Genomic DNA, 17,314 nt, shown 5'->3' with positions numbered 1-17,314 from the left:
TCTTTCACAAGAGACCTACAGACGTTTACAGGGAGGCCCGAGCGGGACGCCTACCATGGCGCTCTCCTGGAGGAAGCCCCGATGTCTCTGTCCCGCCCTGCCCTCGGCAGCCTCGCGCTGCTCTGCCTGCTGCTCGCCGCCTGCGACCGCCCGGCCCCGGAGGCCGCCGCCCCGCCCGCGCCCAGGGTGCAGGTGGAGACGCTGCACCCCACGCCCCTGGCCATCGCCAGCGAACTCAGTGGCCGCCTGGTGGCGCCGCGGACCGCCGAGGTACGGGCGCGGGTCGCCGGCATCGTGCTGCAGCGGGTGTTTCGCGAAGGCAGCGAGGTCAAGGCCGGTGAAGTGCTGTTCCGTATCGATCCGGCGCCGCTGCAGGCCGAGGTGGACAGTGCCGCCGCCTTGCGCAAGGCCGAGGCCAGCGCCTTCCAGGCGCGCCGGCTGGCCGAGCGCTATGCGGCGCTGGTGGAGAGCGAGGCGATCAGTCGTCAGGCGCAGGACGATGCCCGCGGTGCCAGTCTGCAAGCGCAGGCCGAGGTGGCCGCGGCCCAGGCGGCGCTCAAGCGGGCGCGGCTGAATCTGGGCTATGCCACGGTCACCACGCCCATCGCCGGGCGCATCGGCAAGGCCCTGGTCAGCGAAGGCGCCCTGGTCGGCCAGGGCGACGCCACGCCGCTGGCGATCATCCAGCAGCTGGACCCCATCCAGGCCGACGTCACCCAGTCGACCCGTCAGCTCAAGGCGCTGCGCGATGCCCTGCGCGACGGTCGGCTGCAGCAGGTGGCGCCGGATCAGGCCCAGGTAACCCTGCTGCAGGAAGACGGCAGCCCCTACCCGGAGAGCGGCCGCCTGCTGTTCGCCGATCTGGCGGTGGACGCCAGCACCGGCCAGATTACCCTGCGCAGCCAGTTTCCCAATCCACGGCGCGAGCTCCTGCCGGGCAGCTTCGTGCGGGTGCGCCTGGAGCAGGCGCGCCTCGACCAGGGCCTGAGCGTGGCGCAGCGGGCGGTGCAGCGCAGCGCCGGCGGCCAGGCCCAGGTCTGGGTGGTGGATGCCGAAGACCGGCTCGCCCTGCGCGAGGTGCGCCTGGGACCGGTGGTGGAGGGTCGCTGGGTGGTGGAGTCGGGCCTCGCCGCCGGTGAGCGGGTACTGCTTTCGGGCCTGCAACAGGCGCAGCCAGGCCTGGTGGTCGCGCCCCAGGAAGCCCAGGCCGCCCCGGCGGAGGGGCGCTGATGGCCAATTTCTTCATCGACCGCCCGGTGTTCGCCTGGGTGGTGGCGCTGTTCATCCTGCTCGCCGGCCTGCTAGCGCTGCCGCAGTTGCCGGTGGCCCAGTACCCCAACGTGGCGCCGCCGCAGATCGAGTTGACCCTGAGCTATCCGGGCGCCTCGCCGCAGACCCTGGACGAGAGCGTGGTCAGCCTGGTCGAGCAGGAACTCAATGGCGTCAATCACCTGCTCTACTTCTCGTCCAGCAGCAGCCAGGGCAGCGCCACCCTGACCGTGACCTTCCAGCCCGGCACCGATCCGGAGCTGGCCAAGGTGGACATCCAGAATCGCCTCAAGGTGGTGGAGCCGCGCCTGCCGCGGGCGGTCACCCAGCAGGGCATCCAGATCGAGGAAACCTCCGCCGGCTATCTGCTGTTCGTCACCCTTACCGCCACCGACGAGCGCCTCGACACCACCGCGCTGAGCGACTACCTGGCGCGCAACGTGGTCAATGAACTGCGCCGACTGAACGGCGTGGGCAAGGCCCAGCTGTTTGGCGCCGAACACGCCCTGCGCGTCTGGCTCGACCCCAGTCGCCTGGTGGCGGTCGGCCTGACCCCGGCCGACGTGACCCGCGCCATCGCCGAGCAGAACGTCCAGGTGGCGGCCGGCAGTCTCGGCGAGCTGCCCGCCCCTGCGGGCCAGGAGTTGAGCGCGCCGGTGCTGATCAAGGGCCAACTGAGCGACCCGACGGAATTCGCCGGCATCCTGCTGCGCGCCGGGGTCGATGGCTCCAGCGTGACCCTGGGCGATGTCGCCCGGGTCGAGGTGGGCAGCCAGAGCTACAATTTCGGCACCCGCCTGGACGGCAAGCCCTCGGTGGCGGTCGGGGTGCAGCTGGCGCCCACCGCCAATGCCCTGGCCACCGCCAAGGCGGTGCGCGCCAAGCTGGCCGAGTTGTCCCGGTACTTTCCGCCGGGGATGAAGTACGACATCCCCTACGACACGGCGCCCTTCGTCGAGATCTCCATCACCCAGGTCATCCACACCCTGCTGGAGGCCATGGCGCTGGTGTTTGCGGTGATGTACCTGTTCCTGCAGAATCTGCGCTACACCCTGATCCCGACCCTGGTAGTGCCGGTGGCGCTGCTGGGCACCTGCGCCGTGCTCCTGGCGCTGGGCTATTCGATCAATGTGCTGACCCTGTTCGGCATGGTGCTGGCCATCGGCATCCTGGTGGACGACGCCATCGTGGTGGTGGAGAACGTCGAGCGACTGATGGCCAGCGAAGGCCTGGATCAGCGCGCCGCCACGCGCAAGGCCATGGGCGAGATCGCCGGCGCCATCGTCGGCATCACCCTGGTGCTGACCGCGGTCTTCGTGCCCATGGCCTTCATGAGCGGTTCGGTGGGCGTCATCTATCGCCAGTTCTCGGCGTCCATGGCGGTGGCCATCCTCTTGTCCGCCTTTCTCGCCCTGAGCCTGACCCCTGCGCTGTGCGCCACCCTGCTCAAGCCGATTCCCCAGGGCGCCCATGCCCACGGCGGCTTCTTTGCCGCCTTCAACCGGGGTTTCGAACGTCTGACCGGCGGCTTCGAAGGCTGGGTGGCCCGCGCCATCCGCCGACTGCTGCCCAATCTCCTGCTGTTCGCCGTCCTGCTGGCGGCCCTGGTGGCGCTCTATGGCCGCCTGCCCGGCGCCTTTCTGCCCACCGAGGACCAAGGCTATGTGATCACCGACATCCAGCTGCCGCCGGGCGCCACCCAGGAGCGCACCCTCAAGGTGCTCGAGCGCCTGGAGCGCCATTACGCCGACGAACCCGGAGTGGCCAACGATCTCGTGCTGCTCGGCTTCAGCTTTTCCGGCAGCGGCCAGAACGCCGCGCTGGCCTTCACCACCCTCAAGGACTGGTCCGCCCGCGGCCCGGCCGACTCCGCCGCAGCCATCGCCGAGCGGGCCAATGCCGCCCTGGCGGGCGAGAGCGAGGCCCAGGGCTTCGCCGTGCTGCCGCCGCCGGTGGAAGGCCTGGGCACCTCCAGCGGCTTCGAGGTGCGCCTGCAGGACAGGTCCAATCGCGGCCAGGCGGCGCTCAAGGCGGCACGCGATGAACTGCAGGCCAGGCTGGCGGGCAATCCGATCATCGCCTACGTGCGGGAGACTGCCCTGGCCGACAGCGCCCAGGTGCAGCTGGTGGTGGATCGCCGCCAGGCCGCCGCGCTGGGGGTAGGCTTCAGCGCCCTCGGCGAGACCCTGGGCACCGCCCTGGGCTCCAGCTACGTCAACGACTTCCCCAATCGCGGGCGGATGCAGCAGGTGATCGTCCAGGCCGACCTGGGCACCCGCAGCCAGGTGGACGACCTGCTGCGCCTGGAGGTACGCAACGAGCGCGGACGCATGGTGCCGCTGTCCGCCTTTGTCAGCGCCGACTGGACCCAGGGCCCGGCACAGCTGTCGCGCTACAACGGCTACCCGGCCATCAGCCTGGCCGGCGAGCCGCTGCCCGGTCACACCACCGGCGAGGCCATGGCCGAACTGGAGCGCCTGGCCGCCGAGTTGCCGCACGGTTTCGCCCTGGAGTGGACGGCGCTGTCGCTGCAGGAACGCCTCTCCGCCGGCCAGGCGCCCCTGCTGCTGGGGCTGTCGCTGCTGGTGGTGTTCCTCTGCCTGGCGGCGCTCTACGAGAGCTGGTCGATTCCCACCGCGGTGCTGCTGGTGGTGCCGCTGGGCGTGCTCGGCGCGGTGCTGGCGGTGACCCTGAGGGGGATGCCCAACGACGTCTTCTTCAAGGTCGGGCTGATCACGGTGATCGGCCTCACGGCGAAGAACGCCATCCTGCTCATCGAATTCGCCAAGCGCCTGCACGACGAAGGTATGGACCTGTACCAGGCCACCTGCCGCGCCGCCCGCCTGCGCCTGCGACCCATCGTCATGACCTCGCTGGCCTTCATCCTCGGCGTGGTGCCCCTGGCCCTGGCCACCGGGGCCAGCTCGGCGAGCCAGCAGGCGGTGGGCACCGGGGTGATCGGCGGCATGCTCAGCGCCACCCTGGCGCTGGTCTTCGTGCCGGTGTTCTTCGTGGGGGTGCTGCGGCTGGTCCGGCGCTGGCGCGCGCCGGACCGTTAGCCTCAGGCGTTATGGGGCCGCTTGTCGCCCAGCAGCGTGGCGTCCTCGACCGGCGCGGGCTCGGGCTTGCGGGCGCCGAGCTTGTCCGAGGTCCGCAGGCTCTGCGGCAGCGCCCAGAACAGCAGGCCGGCGGCCAGCAGGCTGGTGCAGCCGATGAGGTAGAGCGCCGGGGTGGTGCTGCCGGTCAGGTCCTTGATGTAGCCCACCATCACCGGGCTGACGATGCCGCCGAACTGCCCCAGGGTGTTGATCAGGGCGATACCCCCCGCGGCGCCCGCACCGGCCCCGGCCAGCAGCTTCGGCGGCAGGGCCCAGAAGGCCGGGATGGCAGCGATGATGCCGGCGCCCATCAGGGCCAGGGACAGGATCAGGAAGAGGGTGTGGTCGGCGAAGAGTCCTGCACTGAAGAAGCCCAGGGCGCCGGCGATCACCAGGCCGCAGACGAACTTGCGCCGCTCGCCGCTGGCGTCCGACAGCCGGCCTACCACCACCATGGTGATGGCGCCGAAGACGTAGGGCACGGCGGTGAGCAGGCCGATGACGGTCGGGCTTTCGGTACCGGCGCTGCGGATCAGCTGCGGCGCCCAGAAGTTGAGGCCATAGGAGGCGACCTGGATCAGGAAGTAGATCAGCCCGAGCAGCAGGAAGCCCGGCAGCCGGATTGCCGCCAGCAGCGAGCCATGGCTGTTGTTTTCATGCCGGGCGATGCGGCTGGCCAGGAAGGTCTTCTCGTCGGCGTTGAGCCAGGGCGCATCGGCGATGCGGTCGTGCAGCAGGCGCAGCACCAGCACGCCGAGCAGCACGCAGAGGATGCCACCGACCAGGAACAGCCAGTGCCAGCCGCGCATGCCCAGCAGACCGTCCATCTGGCCGAGGATCACCCCCGAGACCGGGGCGCCGATCAGCCCGGCAAAGGCCGAAGCGAGAAACAGCGTCGAGGTGATGCGGCCGCGATAGCTCTGCGGAAACCACAGCGTCAGGTAGTAGAGGATGCCCGGCGCGAAGCCGGCTTCCATGGCGCCGATCAGGAAGCGCAGCACATAGAACTGCCATTCGGCGGTGACGAACATCATCAGCGCCGTGGCGATGCCCCAGGAGATCATGATGCGGGCGATCCAGCGCCGGGCGCCGACCTTGTACAGCATCATGTTGCTGGGTACCTCGAACAGCACATAGCCCACCACGAAGAGTCCCGCGCCCAGGCCATAGGCGGTGTTGCTCAGCGACAGGTCGGCCTGCAGCTGGAACTTGGCGAAGCTGATGTTGATGCGATCGAAGAAGGCGAACAGGTAGCAGACCATGATCAGCGGCATGAGCCGCCAGGCGACCTTGCGGACGATGGCCTGTTCGGTGGCCGCCAGGGCGGCGGAGGTTGCGGATGAGGACATAGCGGTCTCCCGGGAGCGGCCAGGCTGGCGCTCCTTTGTTGTTGTAGTCAGGGCGAACGAATGAAAACGGGTGCGGCTCAGCCAGTGGCCGCGGGCGGCGGATGCAGATCGCAGTTGCGACCGGCCTTGGCCAGCTGACCGGGGGTATCGTGGCCGAGCAGCGCCGGCAGGGTACGCGACAGCGCGATCAGCCGCTCCAGGTCGATCCCGGTCTCCACCCCGGTTTCCACGCAGAGATTCACCAGGTCCTCGGTGCAGATGTTGCCGGACGCGCCGGGCGCGAAGGGGCAGCCGCCGAGGCCGCCGAGGGCGGCGTCGAAGCGGCGCGCGCCGGCTTCATAAGCCGCCAGCACGTTGCACAGGCCGAGGCCGCGGGTGTTGTGGAAGTGCAGGGTCAGGGCGGACGCCGGGATCAGTTCCAGCACCTGGCGGACGATCCGCGCGACCTGCCGCGGATTGGCCATGCCGGTGGTGTCTGCGAGGGTGATGCCGGTCATGCCCAGCGCCAGATAGCGCTGCACCAGCTCGAACACCCAGCCTTCGTCGATGCGCCCCTCGAAGGGGCAACCGAAGGTGGTCGCCACCGTGCCGTTGAGCGAGACCGCCTTCCCCTTGGCCAGCTGCACCACCTCGGCGAAGCTGGCGAGGGACTGCTCGCAACTCATGCGCATGTTGGCGCGATTGTGGGTCTGGCTGGCGGAGAGCACCAGGTTCAGCTCGTCGGCGCCTGCTTCCAGGGCGCGCTGGGCGCCCTTGAGATTGGGCACCAGGGCGACATAGGTCACCCCGGGCCGGCGGGCGATGCCCTGGAACACCGCCTCGCCGTCGCGCAGCATGGGCACCGCCTTGGGCGAGACGAAGGAACCGGCTTCGATCCGCGAGAAACCCAGCGCCGAAAGCTCGTCGATCAGGGCGATCTTGTCGGCGGTTTCCACCCAGCTCGGCTCGATCTGCAAGCCATCGCGGGGGGCGACTTCCTGGACGATCAGGCGTTCGGTACTCATTGCACCACCCCGCCCTTCCTGAGTCGCTGGATGTCCGCGTCGCTCAGCCCCAGTTCGGCCAGCAGGCCATCGGTGTGCTGACCCAGGGTCGGACCCTGCCAGTTGACCTGGCCCGGAGTGGCCGACAGCTTGGGCACGATGCCCGGCATCTTCAGGTTCGCGCCGTCGGGCAAGGTGGTGTCTAGCAGCATGTCCCGCGCCTGGTAATGGGGATCGGCGACGATGTCGGCGGCCGAATAGATACGACCGGCCGGGACCTCGGCGCCTTCGAGGATCTCCAGCACCTCGTCGATGCCGCGACTGCCGGTCCAGGCGGCGATGGCCTCGTCGATCAGCTCGCAGTGGCGGGCGCGCCCGTCGTTCTGCGCAAGGTCGGGGCGCTCGGCCAGGTCAGGTCGGCCGATGGCCTGCATCAGCCGCACATAGATGGGATCGCTGTTGCCGGCGATCACCACGAAACCGCCATCGCCGGTGGGATAGGTGTTGGACGGCGCGATGCCCGGCAACGCCCCGCCGGTGCGCTCGCGCACATGGCCGAGCATGGAGTATTCGGGCACCAGGCTTTCCATGACGTTGAACACGCTCTCGACCAGGGAGACATCGACCACCTGGCCGTCGCCCTGGCCGGTCTTGACCCGCAGCACCGACATCAGGGCGCCGATCACCGCGTGCATGGAGGCCAGGGAATCACCGAGGCTGACCCCGACCCGCGCCGGCGGCACGCCCGGGGTACCGGTGGTGTAGCGGATGCCGCCCATGGCCTCGCCGATGGCACCGAAGCCGGGGCGATCACGATAGGGGCCGGTCTGGCCGTAGCCGGAGATGCGCACCAGGGTGAGCTTGGGATTGAGGGCGTGCAGGTCGTCCCAGCCGAGGCCGAGCTTTTCCAGGGCGCCCGGGCGCAGATTCTCGATGAGCACGTCGGCGCCCTCGACCAGCTGCTTGACCAGGGCCACGCCTTCGGCGGAGCGCAGATTCAGGGCGAGGGACTTCTTGTTGCGCGACTGGAGGTACCACCACAGCGAGGTGCCCTCGTGCAGCTTGCGCCACTTGCGCAGGGGATCGCCCTTGTCGAGGGCTTCGATCTTGATCACCTCGGCGCCGAATTCGGCCATCAGCCGAGCGGCGAAGGGGGCGGCGATGAGCGTGCCGATCTCGATGACACGGAGTCCGGTGAGAGCCGTCATGGCGGGCTAGCCTCTCTTGTTATTGGAATGAGGCCGATGCTAGGACAATAGTGCAGCCGGTGGTTAACGTCTTTCGGCAAGGGGTCTTCGCAGATCGCGAAGACCCGACTCACACGTCCAGCAGGTGGTCGTAGAGCAGCCGGCTGACCGGTGACAGCGACTCGACGTCACGTACTACCAGCGCCAGGCTGCGCTGGGACCAGTCGTCATCCAGCGTCGCGGCGATCAGTCCGAGCGGTCGCCCGATGAGTTCGAAGGCCTGCAGCGGCAGCACGCCCAGGCCGAAGCCCGCCTGCACCATGCGGCACACGGCGTCGAAGCCGGGCACATGGATGCGCAGGCGCAGGGCCTTGCCGTGACTGCGCGCAGCCGCCTTGGTGCGCAGGTTGATGAAGCTGTCGGCGTGCAGGCCGACGTGGTCGTCGTCCAGGGTCTCGGCGAAGGCCAGCCGCGGGCGTGCGGCCAGGCGATGATCCGGACGCATGACCACCACCAGGGTGTCCTGCCGATAGGGCACGGCCAGCAGGCCGCGGGTGTCGGTGTCCGAGGAACAGATGCCCAGGTCGGCGGCGCCTTCCAGCACCCCCTTCACCACCCCGGCGCTGGGTCGTTCGTCCAGGCTGACCTTGACCTGGGGATGGCCGACGGTGAAGGCCTGCAGGTCTTCGGGGAGGAATTCGATGATGGCGGAGATGTTGGCCATCATCCGCACGTAGCCGCGCACGCCCTGCAGGTGCTCGCCGACATCGATGCTGATGCGCTCGACGTCGGCGAGGATGCGCTTGGCGTAATGCAGCAGCGTCTCGCCGACCGGGGTGAGGGTGGTGCCCTTGGCGTTGCGCTCGAAGAGTTCGATGTCGAGCGAGCGCTCCAGGTCGTGCAGTCGCTTGCTGGCGGCGGACAGGGCGATCATCTCGCGTTCGGCGGCGCGGGTCAGGGTGCCCTCCTCGTGCACCGCCAGCAGCAGCTGCAGCGAGACCAGGTCGAGGCGGCGGAGCAGGTTGCGGTAGTGCATCATCTTGGGGTCCAGGCGGCCAGCGGTCCTTGTACAGGAGCCGGCGCGCCCGGGGTAGCCGCCCGCCTCAGGTTAGAGACCCAGGTCGCTCAGGCCGGGATGGTCATCCGGGCGCCGCCCCTGGGGCCAATGAAACAGCCGCTCGGCCTCGCTGATCGGCAGGTCGTTGATGCTGGCGTGACGCTCGGCCATCAGGCCCTGGTCGTCGAAGTGCCAGTTCTCGTTGCCGTAGGCGCGGTACCACTGGCCGTCTTCGTCCCGCCATTCATAGGCGAAGCGCACGGCGATGCGCGGACCGTCATGGGCCCAGAGTTCCTTGATCAACCGGTATTCGTGCTCGCGCTGCCACTTGCGGGTGAGAAAGGCCTCGATGGCGGCGCGGCCCTGGAGGAAATCGTTGCGATTGCGCCAGCGGCTGTCGGCGGTATAGGCCAGGGCCACCTTGGCCGGATCGCGGCTGTTCCAGCCGTCTTCGGCGGCGCGGACCTTTTGCCGGGCGGACTCTAGGGTAAAGGGCGGAACGGGGGGACGGGCAGCGCTCATGGGGACTCTCCTTGGCAGACAGGGCCCCAGTGTCAGGCCGCAGCGAAGGTGTCACAAGGTCGAACGGCCCACGGATCCGGCCAAGTCGCTCAGACCTCTACCAGGCGATAGTGCAAGCCCCGCACCACCGCCTCCACCCGGTTGCGTGCGCCCAGTTTGCGGGCGGCGGAGTTGAGGTGCAGGTTGACCGTGGCGGTGGATCGGTTGAGGGTCGCGGCGATGCGCTTGGCGGTCAGGCCCTTGGCCGAGTACTGCAGGCATTCGCGCTCGCGCGGCGTCAGGCGGACCTGACCGCAGCGGCGTTCGGCCGGCGCGAGCAGTTCGTCGGCCCGGGCCTGGAAGGCATGGGCCAGCACCAGGAAGGCGCCCAGGCAGGCTTCGCCGGCGGCCTCGGCGTCCGGGGCATCGGCGTCGAGGATGCCGGTCAGGGTGGCGAAGGCACCGCCCGGCAGGTGCAGCGGCACCGTCACCCCGGTGGCCAGGCCGCTGTCACGCACATAGCAGGTGACCGGCCTATGACTGTCACCCAGGTACTCGCGCAGGGCGCTGCGGGTTTCGCTGCGAAACGACCAGACGAAGGGCGCCGCGCGCCGACTGGCGCATTGCTGCACCGGATCGATCTGGTAGTAGCCGCGCTCGCACCAGAAGGCCTGCATGTCCGCCGGGGCGTTGCGCACCTTGAACACCGAGGGGGTGATGAGTACGCCCTCGTGACTGAGGGGCACCGGCGCGTAGTCGTAGATCAGCGCCTTGCACCCTAGGTGGTCGGCACTGGCCTGGACGGCATCCAGACAGGCATCGAGCGTGGGCAGTCCGGCAAGGCGGCTGCTGACGGTGAGCAGATCGGCATGCATCTTGGAGCTCCTCCCCTGGATCGCGATGGGGAAAGCGAAGCAAAGGCTCTGCCAGTCGTCCCCGGCCGGCCGCAAACCTAGCACTTTTGTGGATGGGGCCAGGGCCCACCCTGGCCTAGAGTCGAGCCTACCCCGCCCCTTCGAGGAAGCCCCCATGACTCAGCACGCTCCGTCCGGCGACGCCGCCGACCTCGCCCGCTTCGGCTACACCCAGGAACTCAGGCGCCAGCTCGGGTTGAAGGACCTGCTGATCTACGGCCTGGTGTTCATGGTGCCCATCGCGCCCTTTTCCATCTTTGGCGGGGTGTTCGACGCCAGCCACGGCATGGTGCCCCTCACCTACCTGATCGGCTTCGTCGCCATGCTGTTCACCGCGGTCAGCTACCAGCAGATGTCGCGCGCCTTCCCGGTGGCCGGCTCGGTCTATGCCTATGTCGGCCGCGGCCTGCACCCGGCGCTGGGCTTTCTTGCCGGCTGGGCCATCCTGCTCGACTATCTGCTGGTGCCCACGCTGCTCTATGTGATCGGCGCCAATGCCATGGCCAACGTCATCCCGGCGCTTCCCCAGCCGCTGTGGATCCTCTTCTTCGTCGGCCTCAACACCCTGGTCAACCTGCGCGGCATCGAGACCACCGCCCGCGCCAACCGGCTGTTCCTCTATGGCCAGCTGGCGGTGCTGCTGGTGTTCGTGGTGCTGGCGTCGCTGGCCATCAGCCGCGGCGTGAATGGCGCCGAGTGGAGCCTGAAGCCGCTGTACAACCCCCAGGAATTCTCCCTGCCGCTGATCTTCAGCGCCCTGTCGGTGGCGGTGCTGTCCTTTCTCGGTTTCGACGCCATCTCCACCCTTTCCGAAGAAACCCGCGGCGGCAGCCGCGTGGTGGGCCGCGCCACCCTGCTGGCCCTGACCCTGGTGGCGGCGCTGTTCATGGTGCAGACCTGGCTGGCCGCCCTGCTGCAACCCAACCTGATCCAGTACCCCGACGCCGACGCCTCCAACAACGCCTTCTACGAGATCGGTCGGCTGATCGCCGGCCCCTGGCTGCAGGTGGTGATCGCTCTGGCAGTGGCCATCGGCGCCGCCATCGCCAACGCCCTGGTGGCCCAGGCCGCCACCTCGCGCCTGCTGTTCGCCATGGCCCGTGACCGCCAGCTGCCGCAGTTCCTGCGCCAGATCCACCCCGCGACCCGGGTGCCGCAGCGCGCCATCCTGCTGGTGGCGGCCCTGAGTCTGGTGCTGGGGCTGTTCTTTGTCGGCCAGATCAATCTGCTCGCCTCCATGTGCAACTTCGGTGCGCTGACCGCCTTCCTGCTCCTGCATGTGGCAGTGGCCTGGCATCACCGCGGCGCCGGTCGCCCGTTGCTCCATGCGCTGGTCCCGCTGATCGGCTTCATCATCCTCGCCTATGTGCTGTTCAACGCCGACGTCTACGCCAAGGTCGGTGGCAGCTGCTGGATGGTGCTGGGCCTGGCCGTGCTGGCCTTCCTCAAGCTCAGCGGCCGGACCACGGAATTCAAGGCCAACGACGCCGTCCATTAGGCACAGACCCGCCGCGGAGGCTTCAGATGATCAAGACCCTGCACAGTCAGCACTGCCATTGCGGCTGGGATCACAGCCTCGCTCCGGCGCTGGAGGTCGCGCCGGGCGAGACGGTCAGCTTTGCCTGCCGCGACGCGGCGGACGGCCACTTCCACGACCACTCCAGCGCCGCCGACATCGCCACCCTGCCCTTCGAGCGGGTCAATCCGGTCTGTGGTCCGCTGTGGATCGATGGCGCCGAGCCGGGCGACGTGCTCAAGGTGACCCTGGACAGCTTCACCCCCAGCGGCTTTGGCTGGACCGCCAACATCCCCGGCTTCGGCCTGCTCGCCGACCAGTTTCCGGACCCGGTGCTGCAACTCTGGCAGTACGACCGCAGCGGTCAGACGCCGGCGGCCTTCGGCGAGTTGGCGCGGGTCCCGCTCAAGCCCTTCGCCGGCACCCTGGGGGTGGCGCCCGCGGCGCCGGGGCTGCACTCGGTGGTGCCACCGCGGCGGGTGGGCGGCAATCTGGATATCCGCGACTTGGCCGCCGGCACCAGCCTCTACCTGCCAGTGGAGGTCGCCGGAGCACTGTTTTCCATTGGTGACACCCATGCCGCCCAGGGCGATGGCGAGGTCTGCGGCACCGCCATCGAGACCGCCATGGCGGTCACCGCCACCTTCGAGCTGATCAAGGGGCAACCGCTGGCCATGCCGCGCTTCAGCACCCCGGGACCGGTCACCCGGCACCTGGACGGCGCCGGCTACGAGGTCTTCACCGGGATCGGACCGGACCTGCTGGCCGCGGCGCGCATGGCCGTCAGCGGCGCCATCGACTGGCTCGGGCAGAGCCGCAACCTGCCGGCGGAACAGGCCTATCTGCTCTGCTCGGTCTGCGGCGACCTGCGCATCAGCGAGATCGTCGACGTGCCCAACTGGGTAGTCAGCTTCTATTTTCCGCGGATCGTGTTCGAATAGCCGGGGCCGAGTGTTCTGGCGCGCGCCGCGGCAAGGTCCCCCACAGCGAGGCGATGACGATCAGCAGGCCGCCCAGCCAGCCCCAGAGGCCCAGGCGTTCGTCCAACCAGATGCTGGCGAACAGCGCGCCGAACAGCGGCTCGGCGCCCATCAGCAGGGCGACGCGGGTGGCGCTGGTGCGGCCCAGGGCAAAGTTCTGGGCAAGAAAGGCGCCCAGGGTGCAGAACAGCACTAGGTAGCCGGTGGCTAGCCAGAAGCCTGGCTGTACGGGCAACGGCGTCAGACCCGGGCCAAGGGCGAACAGCAGCAGACAGGCCAGGCCGACCACGCCGGTCTGCACCGCGGTCAGCGCCAGGGCCGGCACCGGGGTACTGGCCCGCTGCAGACGCCGACGCACCACGCAGACATTGACCGCGCGCAATACGGCTGCCAACAGGATCAGGCCATCACCCAGGTTGAAGCTCAGGGTCACCCCGCGGGTCAGCAGCCCGGCGCCCGCCACCGCCAGGGCCGCGGCGCCCAGGGCGCGAGGCTCGGGACGCTGGCCGAGCAGCCACCATTCGACGAAGGGCGTCAGGGCCACGCACAGGCTGATGAGAAAGGCGGCGTTGCTGGCGCTGGTCAGGGCCACGCCATAGGTCTCGGCGAGAAAGATCGCCAGCAGCAGCAGACCGGTCGGCACCCCGGGCCGCCAGGCCCGCCGGCCTTCGCCCCTCAGGGTGGGCAGCAGCAGCGCCGCAGTGAGGCAGAAGCGCAGCGCCAGGTAGCCTAGCACCGGATAGAGCATCACGGCGTCCTTGACCACGGCGTAGCTGGTCCCCCAGACCAGGGCGGTGGCGAGCAGCAGGCCTTCGGCGAGACCGAAGGTGGGGCGTGGCGACATGACGGCTTCTCCCTGGATCAGGCCGCCAGTGTGCCCGTCCCGCGGCAGGCGCGATAAGCCCGTCCGCGCGCATAGCTCTTGTTCCGCCAGGGAAGCAATGCCAGTCTTTCCAGCCCCATTGCTTCCCGCGGATTTGGCATGGATCTCGTGCGCGCCCTTCCCCTGCTGCCCTGTCTGGTCGCCTTCGCCAAGGTGGTGGAGACCGGCAGCTTTACCGCCGCCGCCCGCCTCCTGGATGCCACGCCTTCGGCGGTCAGTCGCCAGGTGGCGCGGCTGGAGCGGGAGCTGGGCGTGCGCCTGTTGCAGCGCACTACCCGCCAGCTGCGCCTGAGCGAGGCCGGCCGCGAGGTGCTCGGCCACTGCCGCCAGCTGCTGGCCGCCGCCGGTGCGGCGCTGGACAGCGGTCTGCAGCATCGCGAGGAGCCCCGCGGCCAGGTGCGGCTGGCGGTGCCCAAGGCGGTCGGCTACCGGCTGATCGCGCCGCTGCTGCCGGACTTCTTCCAGCGCTATCCCGAGGTGGATCTGCAACTGCGCCTGGACGATCGTCCGCTGGACCCCATCGCCGACGACCAGGATCTGCTGGTGCGCATCACCGAGCAGCCACCCGCCGGCTTCGTCGCCCGGCCATTGCGCGAGATGGACTTCGTGCTCTGCGCCAGCCCGGCCTATCTCGGGCGCCGCGGTATGCCGCAGCAGCCCCAGGCGCTGGCCGAGCACGATTGCCTCTACTTGGGCGAAACCCCGGGCGACCAGCGCTGGCAACTGCGTCGCGGCGGCCGGGTGGAAAGCGTGACGGTGCGCGGCCGCCTGGCCTGCAACCACAGCGGCGTGCGCCTGGAGGCGACCCTCGCCGACCTGGGCATCGCCTGCCTGCCGGCCTTCGCCGCTGAAGCCGGCCTGGCCGACGGCCGCCTGCAACGGGTGCTGCCCGACTGGCAATACCTGGGTCCCTACCAGGGTACCGCCTGGCTGCTCTATCCGCCGGATCGCCAGTTGCCGGCGGCGGTCAGGGCGCTGGTGGATTTTCTGCTGGAGCGGCTCGGGCCAACCCCAGGCTCAGGCTAGCACCGCCACCGACTTGAGCTGTGCCCAGACCCGGCTGCCCGGCCGCAACGCCAGCCTCTCCAGCGAATAGCGGGTGATCCGCGCCAGCAGCGCCGCGCCGCCCAGGTCCAGGCGCAAGAGCACCTGGGCCGGCGAACGGGTCGGGGCGATCTCGGCGACGGTGGCCGGCAGCACATTGAGGATGCTGCTGTGCTGGCGCTCCAGGCTGAGGCTGACATCCCGCGCCAGCACCTTGATGCGCAGCGCCTGCCCGGGCGGCAGCGGCGCATGGGCCAGCAGCACGCGCTGCTCGCCCGCCAGCCCCAGGCTGAGCAGGCCGTAGTCCGGGTCATGGCCGAGCACCCGCCCTGCCAGCACCACCCCGGCGTCGTCGGCCAGGGCGATGGGCAGGTCGAGGCGTGCCAGCACCTCGGTGGTCGGCCCACTGGCCAGCACCCGGCCCCGCTCCAGCAGCACCAGGTGATCGGCCAGCCGCGCCACCTCGTCGGGGGCATGGCTGACATAGAGGATCGGCAGCGCCAGCTCCCCGGTCAGGCGCTCCAGGTAGGGCAGGATCTCGGCCTTGCGCTCGGCGTCCAGCGCCGCCAGGGGTTCGTCCATCAGCAGCAGCCGCGGACTGGTCAGCAGCGCGCGGGCGATGCCGACCCGCTGGCGTTCGCCGCCGGACAGGCGCGCCGGCATCCGCGCGAGCAGTCCTTCGATGCCCAGCAACTCGACGACTTGCTCCAGTTCCAGTCGACGCGCAGCGGGCGCCACCCGCTTCCAGCCGAACAGCAGGTTGCGGCGCACGTCCAGGTGCTCGAACAGATTGGCGTCCTGGAAGACGTAGCCCAAGGCGCGTTTGTGCGGCGGCAGGAACAGGCCGCAGTCGCTGTCCTGCCAGGTCTCTCCCGCCACCACCAGGCGGCCACGGGCGGCGGGTTCGAGTCCGGCCACGCACCTCAGGCAACTGGTCTTGCCCGAGCCCGAGGGACCGAACAGGGCGGTGACGCCCCTGCCGGGCAGGGCGAGGTCCACGTCCAGCACGAAGTCGGCATGCCGCAGTTCGAAGCGCGCAGCGAGACTCATGTCCAGGCCGACCGCCCACGGCGCCCATAGAGCAGCAGCAGGATCACGAAGGAGAAGGCCACCATGCCCCCGGCCAGCAGGTGCGCCTGGGGATATTCCATGGCTTCCACGTGATTGAAGATCTGGGTGGAGACCACCTGGGTACGTCCGGGGATGTTGCCGCCGATCATCAGCACCACGCCGAATTCGCCCACGGTATGGGCGAAGCCGAGGATGGCGGCGGTGACGAAGCCCGGCCGCGCCAGCGGCAGCACCACGTGGAAGAAGGTATCCAGGGGGCCGGCTCTGAGGGTGGCCGCCGCTTCCAGCGGGCGCGGACCGATGGCCTCGAAGGCGTTCTGCAGCGGCTGCACCACGAAGGGCAGTGAATAGCACAGCGAACCCACCACCAGCCCGGCGAAGGTGAAGGGCAAGCGCCCCAGCCCCAGCGCCTCGGTCAGTTGCCCCACCCAGCCCTCCGGTCCCATGGCCAGCAGCAGGTAGAAGCCGATCACCGTGGGCGGCAGCACCAGCGGCAGGGCCACCAGGGCGCCGACCGGCCCCTTGAGCCGGGAGCGGGTGCGCGCCAGCCACCAGGCGAGGGGCGTACCCAGCACCAAGAGCAGCAGGGTGGTCACGCTGGCCAGCTCCAGGGTCAGGCGGATCGCCGCCCAGTCCGCCGCGCTCAGACTCATGGCGTCACTGCCGGTAGCCGTAGGCCTTGAGCACCGCGGCCGCCTGGGGGCCCTTGAGATAGGCCAGCAGCGCCTTGGCCGCCGGCTGGTCCTGGCCCTTGTCCAGCAATACGGCGTCCTGGCGGATCGGCGCATAGAGCTCGGCCGGCACGATCCAGGCCGAGCCTTCCCTGATCTTGCCGTCCCTGTAGATCTGCGACAGGGCGACGAAGCCCAGCTCGGCATTGCCGGTGGCGACGAACTGGTAGGTCTGGGTGATGTTCTGGCCTTCCACCCGCTTGGCCGCGACCGCCTCGGTCAGGCCCAGCTTGGCCAGTACCTGGGTGGCGGCCAGGCCATAGGGCGCGGTCTTGGGATTGGCCACGGCCAGGTGGGTGAAGGCGTTCCGCTTGAGCACCGCGCCGTCGCCGTCCACATAGCCGGGCTTGGGCGACCAGAGCGCCAGGGTGCCGATGGCATAGGTGAAGCGCGAGCCCTTGACCGCCGCGCCCTCGCTTTCCAGCTTGGCCGGGGTGCTGTCGTCGGCGGAGAGAAAGACCGCGAAGGGCGCGCCATTCCTGATCTGGCTATAGAGCTGGCCGGTGGCGCCGCTGGAAATCACCAGCCGATGGCCGGTGTCCTGGGCGAAGCGCTCGCCGATGGCCTTGAGCGGCGCGCTGAAGTTGGCGGCCACGGCCACCTGGACCTCATCGGCCAGGGCCGGGGTGGCCAGCGTCGCGGTGAGCAGCAGCAGCGACAGGCGGGAACGGTTGGACAGCATCGGGCTTTCTCCATTGGGGCTGTCAGCCCAGCGGCAGCCGCAAGACGCT

15 protein-coding genes are annotated in these 17,314 nt (G+C 69.5%); 5 read left to right on the top strand and 10 right to left on the bottom strand.

Translation table 11 applies throughout. From position 1 onward, the window contains the following. The first annotated feature begins 81 nt into the window (after positions 1-81). Both EC839_RS11050 and EC839_RS11045 read left to right on the top strand, forming a co-directional pair. The gene (locus EC839_RS11050; protein ID WP_007162701.1) at positions 82-1,230 is read left to right on the top strand and encodes an efflux RND transporter periplasmic adaptor subunit; all 1,149 of its coding nucleotides are present in this window, start codon (positions 82-84) and stop codon (positions 1,228-1,230) included. After that, positions 1,230-4,328, top strand: a complete 3,099-nt coding sequence (locus tag EC839_RS11045; protein ID WP_007162702.1) for a multidrug efflux RND transporter permease subunit — start codon at positions 1,230-1,232, stop codon at positions 4,326-4,328. Before EC839_RS11050 ends, EC839_RS11045 begins: the two co-directional genes overlap by 1 nt. Before the next feature lie 2 nt (positions 4,329-4,330). Here EC839_RS11045 and EC839_RS11040 read toward each other — a convergent pair whose 3' ends face one another. From EC839_RS11040 to EC839_RS11015, 6 genes are all read right to left on the bottom strand, one after another. Continuing rightward, on the bottom strand, positions 4,331-5,716 hold the full coding sequence (locus EC839_RS11040) for an MFS transporter (RefSeq protein ID WP_132832548.1): 1,386 nt from the start codon (positions 5,714-5,716) through the stop codon (positions 4,331-4,333). A gap of 77 nt (positions 5,717-5,793) precedes the next feature. Then, on the bottom strand, positions 5,794-6,720 hold the full coding sequence (locus tag EC839_RS11035) for a hydroxymethylglutaryl-CoA lyase (protein ID WP_007162704.1): 927 nt from the start codon (positions 6,718-6,720) through the stop codon (positions 5,794-5,796). Next, complete coding sequence (locus EC839_RS11030) at positions 6,717-7,907, bottom strand: CaiB/BaiF CoA-transferase family protein (RefSeq protein ID WP_007162705.1); 1,191 nt, start codon at positions 7,905-7,907, stop codon at positions 6,717-6,719. The genes EC839_RS11035 and EC839_RS11030 overlap by 4 nt, the downstream gene beginning before the upstream one ends. 109 nt (positions 7,908-8,016) lie before the next feature. Continuing rightward, a complete protein-coding gene (locus tag EC839_RS11025) occupies positions 8,017-8,925 on the bottom strand; it encodes a LysR family transcriptional regulator (protein WP_007162706.1) in 909 nt (302 codons plus the stop codon). Between the two features lie 69 nt (positions 8,926-8,994). After that, positions 8,995-9,465, bottom strand: a complete 471-nt coding sequence (locus tag EC839_RS11020) for a nuclear transport factor 2 family protein (protein ID WP_007162707.1) — start codon at positions 9,463-9,465, stop codon at positions 8,995-8,997. 89 nt (positions 9,466-9,554) lie between these two features. Further along, positions 9,555-10,319 carry a LuxR family transcriptional regulator gene (locus EC839_RS11015; protein ID WP_007162708.1) on the bottom strand — a complete coding sequence of 255 codons (765 nt, stop codon included), beginning with the start codon at positions 10,317-10,319 and terminating at the stop codon, positions 9,555-9,557. 154 nt (positions 10,320-10,473) lie between these two features. On the opposite strand from EC839_RS11015, the gene EC839_RS11010 reads away from it, so the two are divergent. Together EC839_RS11010 and EC839_RS11005 are read left to right on the top strand one after the other, a co-directional pair. Next, positions 10,474-11,856, top strand: a complete 1,383-nt coding sequence (locus EC839_RS11010) for an APC family permease (RefSeq protein ID WP_007162709.1) — start codon at positions 10,474-10,476, stop codon at positions 11,854-11,856. 26 nt (positions 11,857-11,882) lie between these two features. Beyond that, on the top strand, positions 11,883-12,815 hold the full coding sequence (locus EC839_RS11005) for an acetamidase/formamidase family protein (RefSeq protein WP_007162710.1): 933 nt from the start codon (positions 11,883-11,885) through the stop codon (positions 12,813-12,815). Here EC839_RS11005 and EC839_RS11000 read toward each other — a convergent pair. Continuing rightward, on the bottom strand, positions 12,781-13,698 hold the full coding sequence (locus EC839_RS11000; protein ID WP_007162711.1) for a DMT family transporter: 918 nt from the start codon (positions 13,696-13,698) through the stop codon (positions 12,781-12,783). The two genes, EC839_RS11005 and EC839_RS11000, sit on opposite strands and share 35 nt — an antisense overlap. 138 nt (positions 13,699-13,836) lie before the next feature. Between EC839_RS11000 and EC839_RS10995 the strand changes: the two genes are divergently transcribed. Further along, positions 13,837-14,763, top strand: coding sequence for a LysR family transcriptional regulator (locus EC839_RS10995; protein WP_007162712.1), 927 nt, complete (start codon positions 13,837-13,839; stop codon positions 14,761-14,763). On the opposite strand, the gene modC is transcribed toward EC839_RS10995, so the two are convergent. The 3 genes from modC to modA are packed head-to-tail and all read right to left on the bottom strand — an operon-like array spanning position 14,755 to position 17,265. Further along, positions 14,755-15,831 (bottom strand): molybdenum ABC transporter ATP-binding protein, encoded by a 1,077-nt coding sequence (gene modC / locus EC839_RS10990; protein ID WP_007162713.1) that lies wholly within the window; start codon positions 15,829-15,831, stop codon positions 14,755-14,757. The genes EC839_RS10995 and modC overlap by 9 nt on opposite strands. Continuing rightward, entirely contained in the window at positions 15,828-16,505 is a 678-nt protein-coding gene (modB, locus tag EC839_RS10985; RefSeq protein ID WP_007162714.1) for a molybdate ABC transporter permease subunit, read from the bottom strand. Before modB ends, modC begins: the two co-directional genes overlap by 4 nt. A gap of 4 nt (positions 16,506-16,509) precedes the next feature. Continuing rightward, a complete protein-coding gene (gene modA, locus EC839_RS10980) occupies positions 16,510-17,265 on the bottom strand; it encodes a molybdate ABC transporter substrate-binding protein (RefSeq protein WP_007162715.1) in 756 nt (251 codons plus the stop codon). Positions 17,266-17,314: the final 49 nt, after the last annotated feature.

The sequence above is a fragment of the Pseudomonas sp. JUb52 genome (assembly GCF_004341115.1).
Taxonomy (GTDB): Bacteria; Pseudomonadota; Gammaproteobacteria; order Pseudomonadales; family Pseudomonadaceae; genus Chryseomonas; species Chryseomonas oryzihabitans.
The sequence above is the reverse complement of the archived record's forward strand: the minus strand, read 5'-3'. Positions and strand labels throughout refer to the sequence as shown.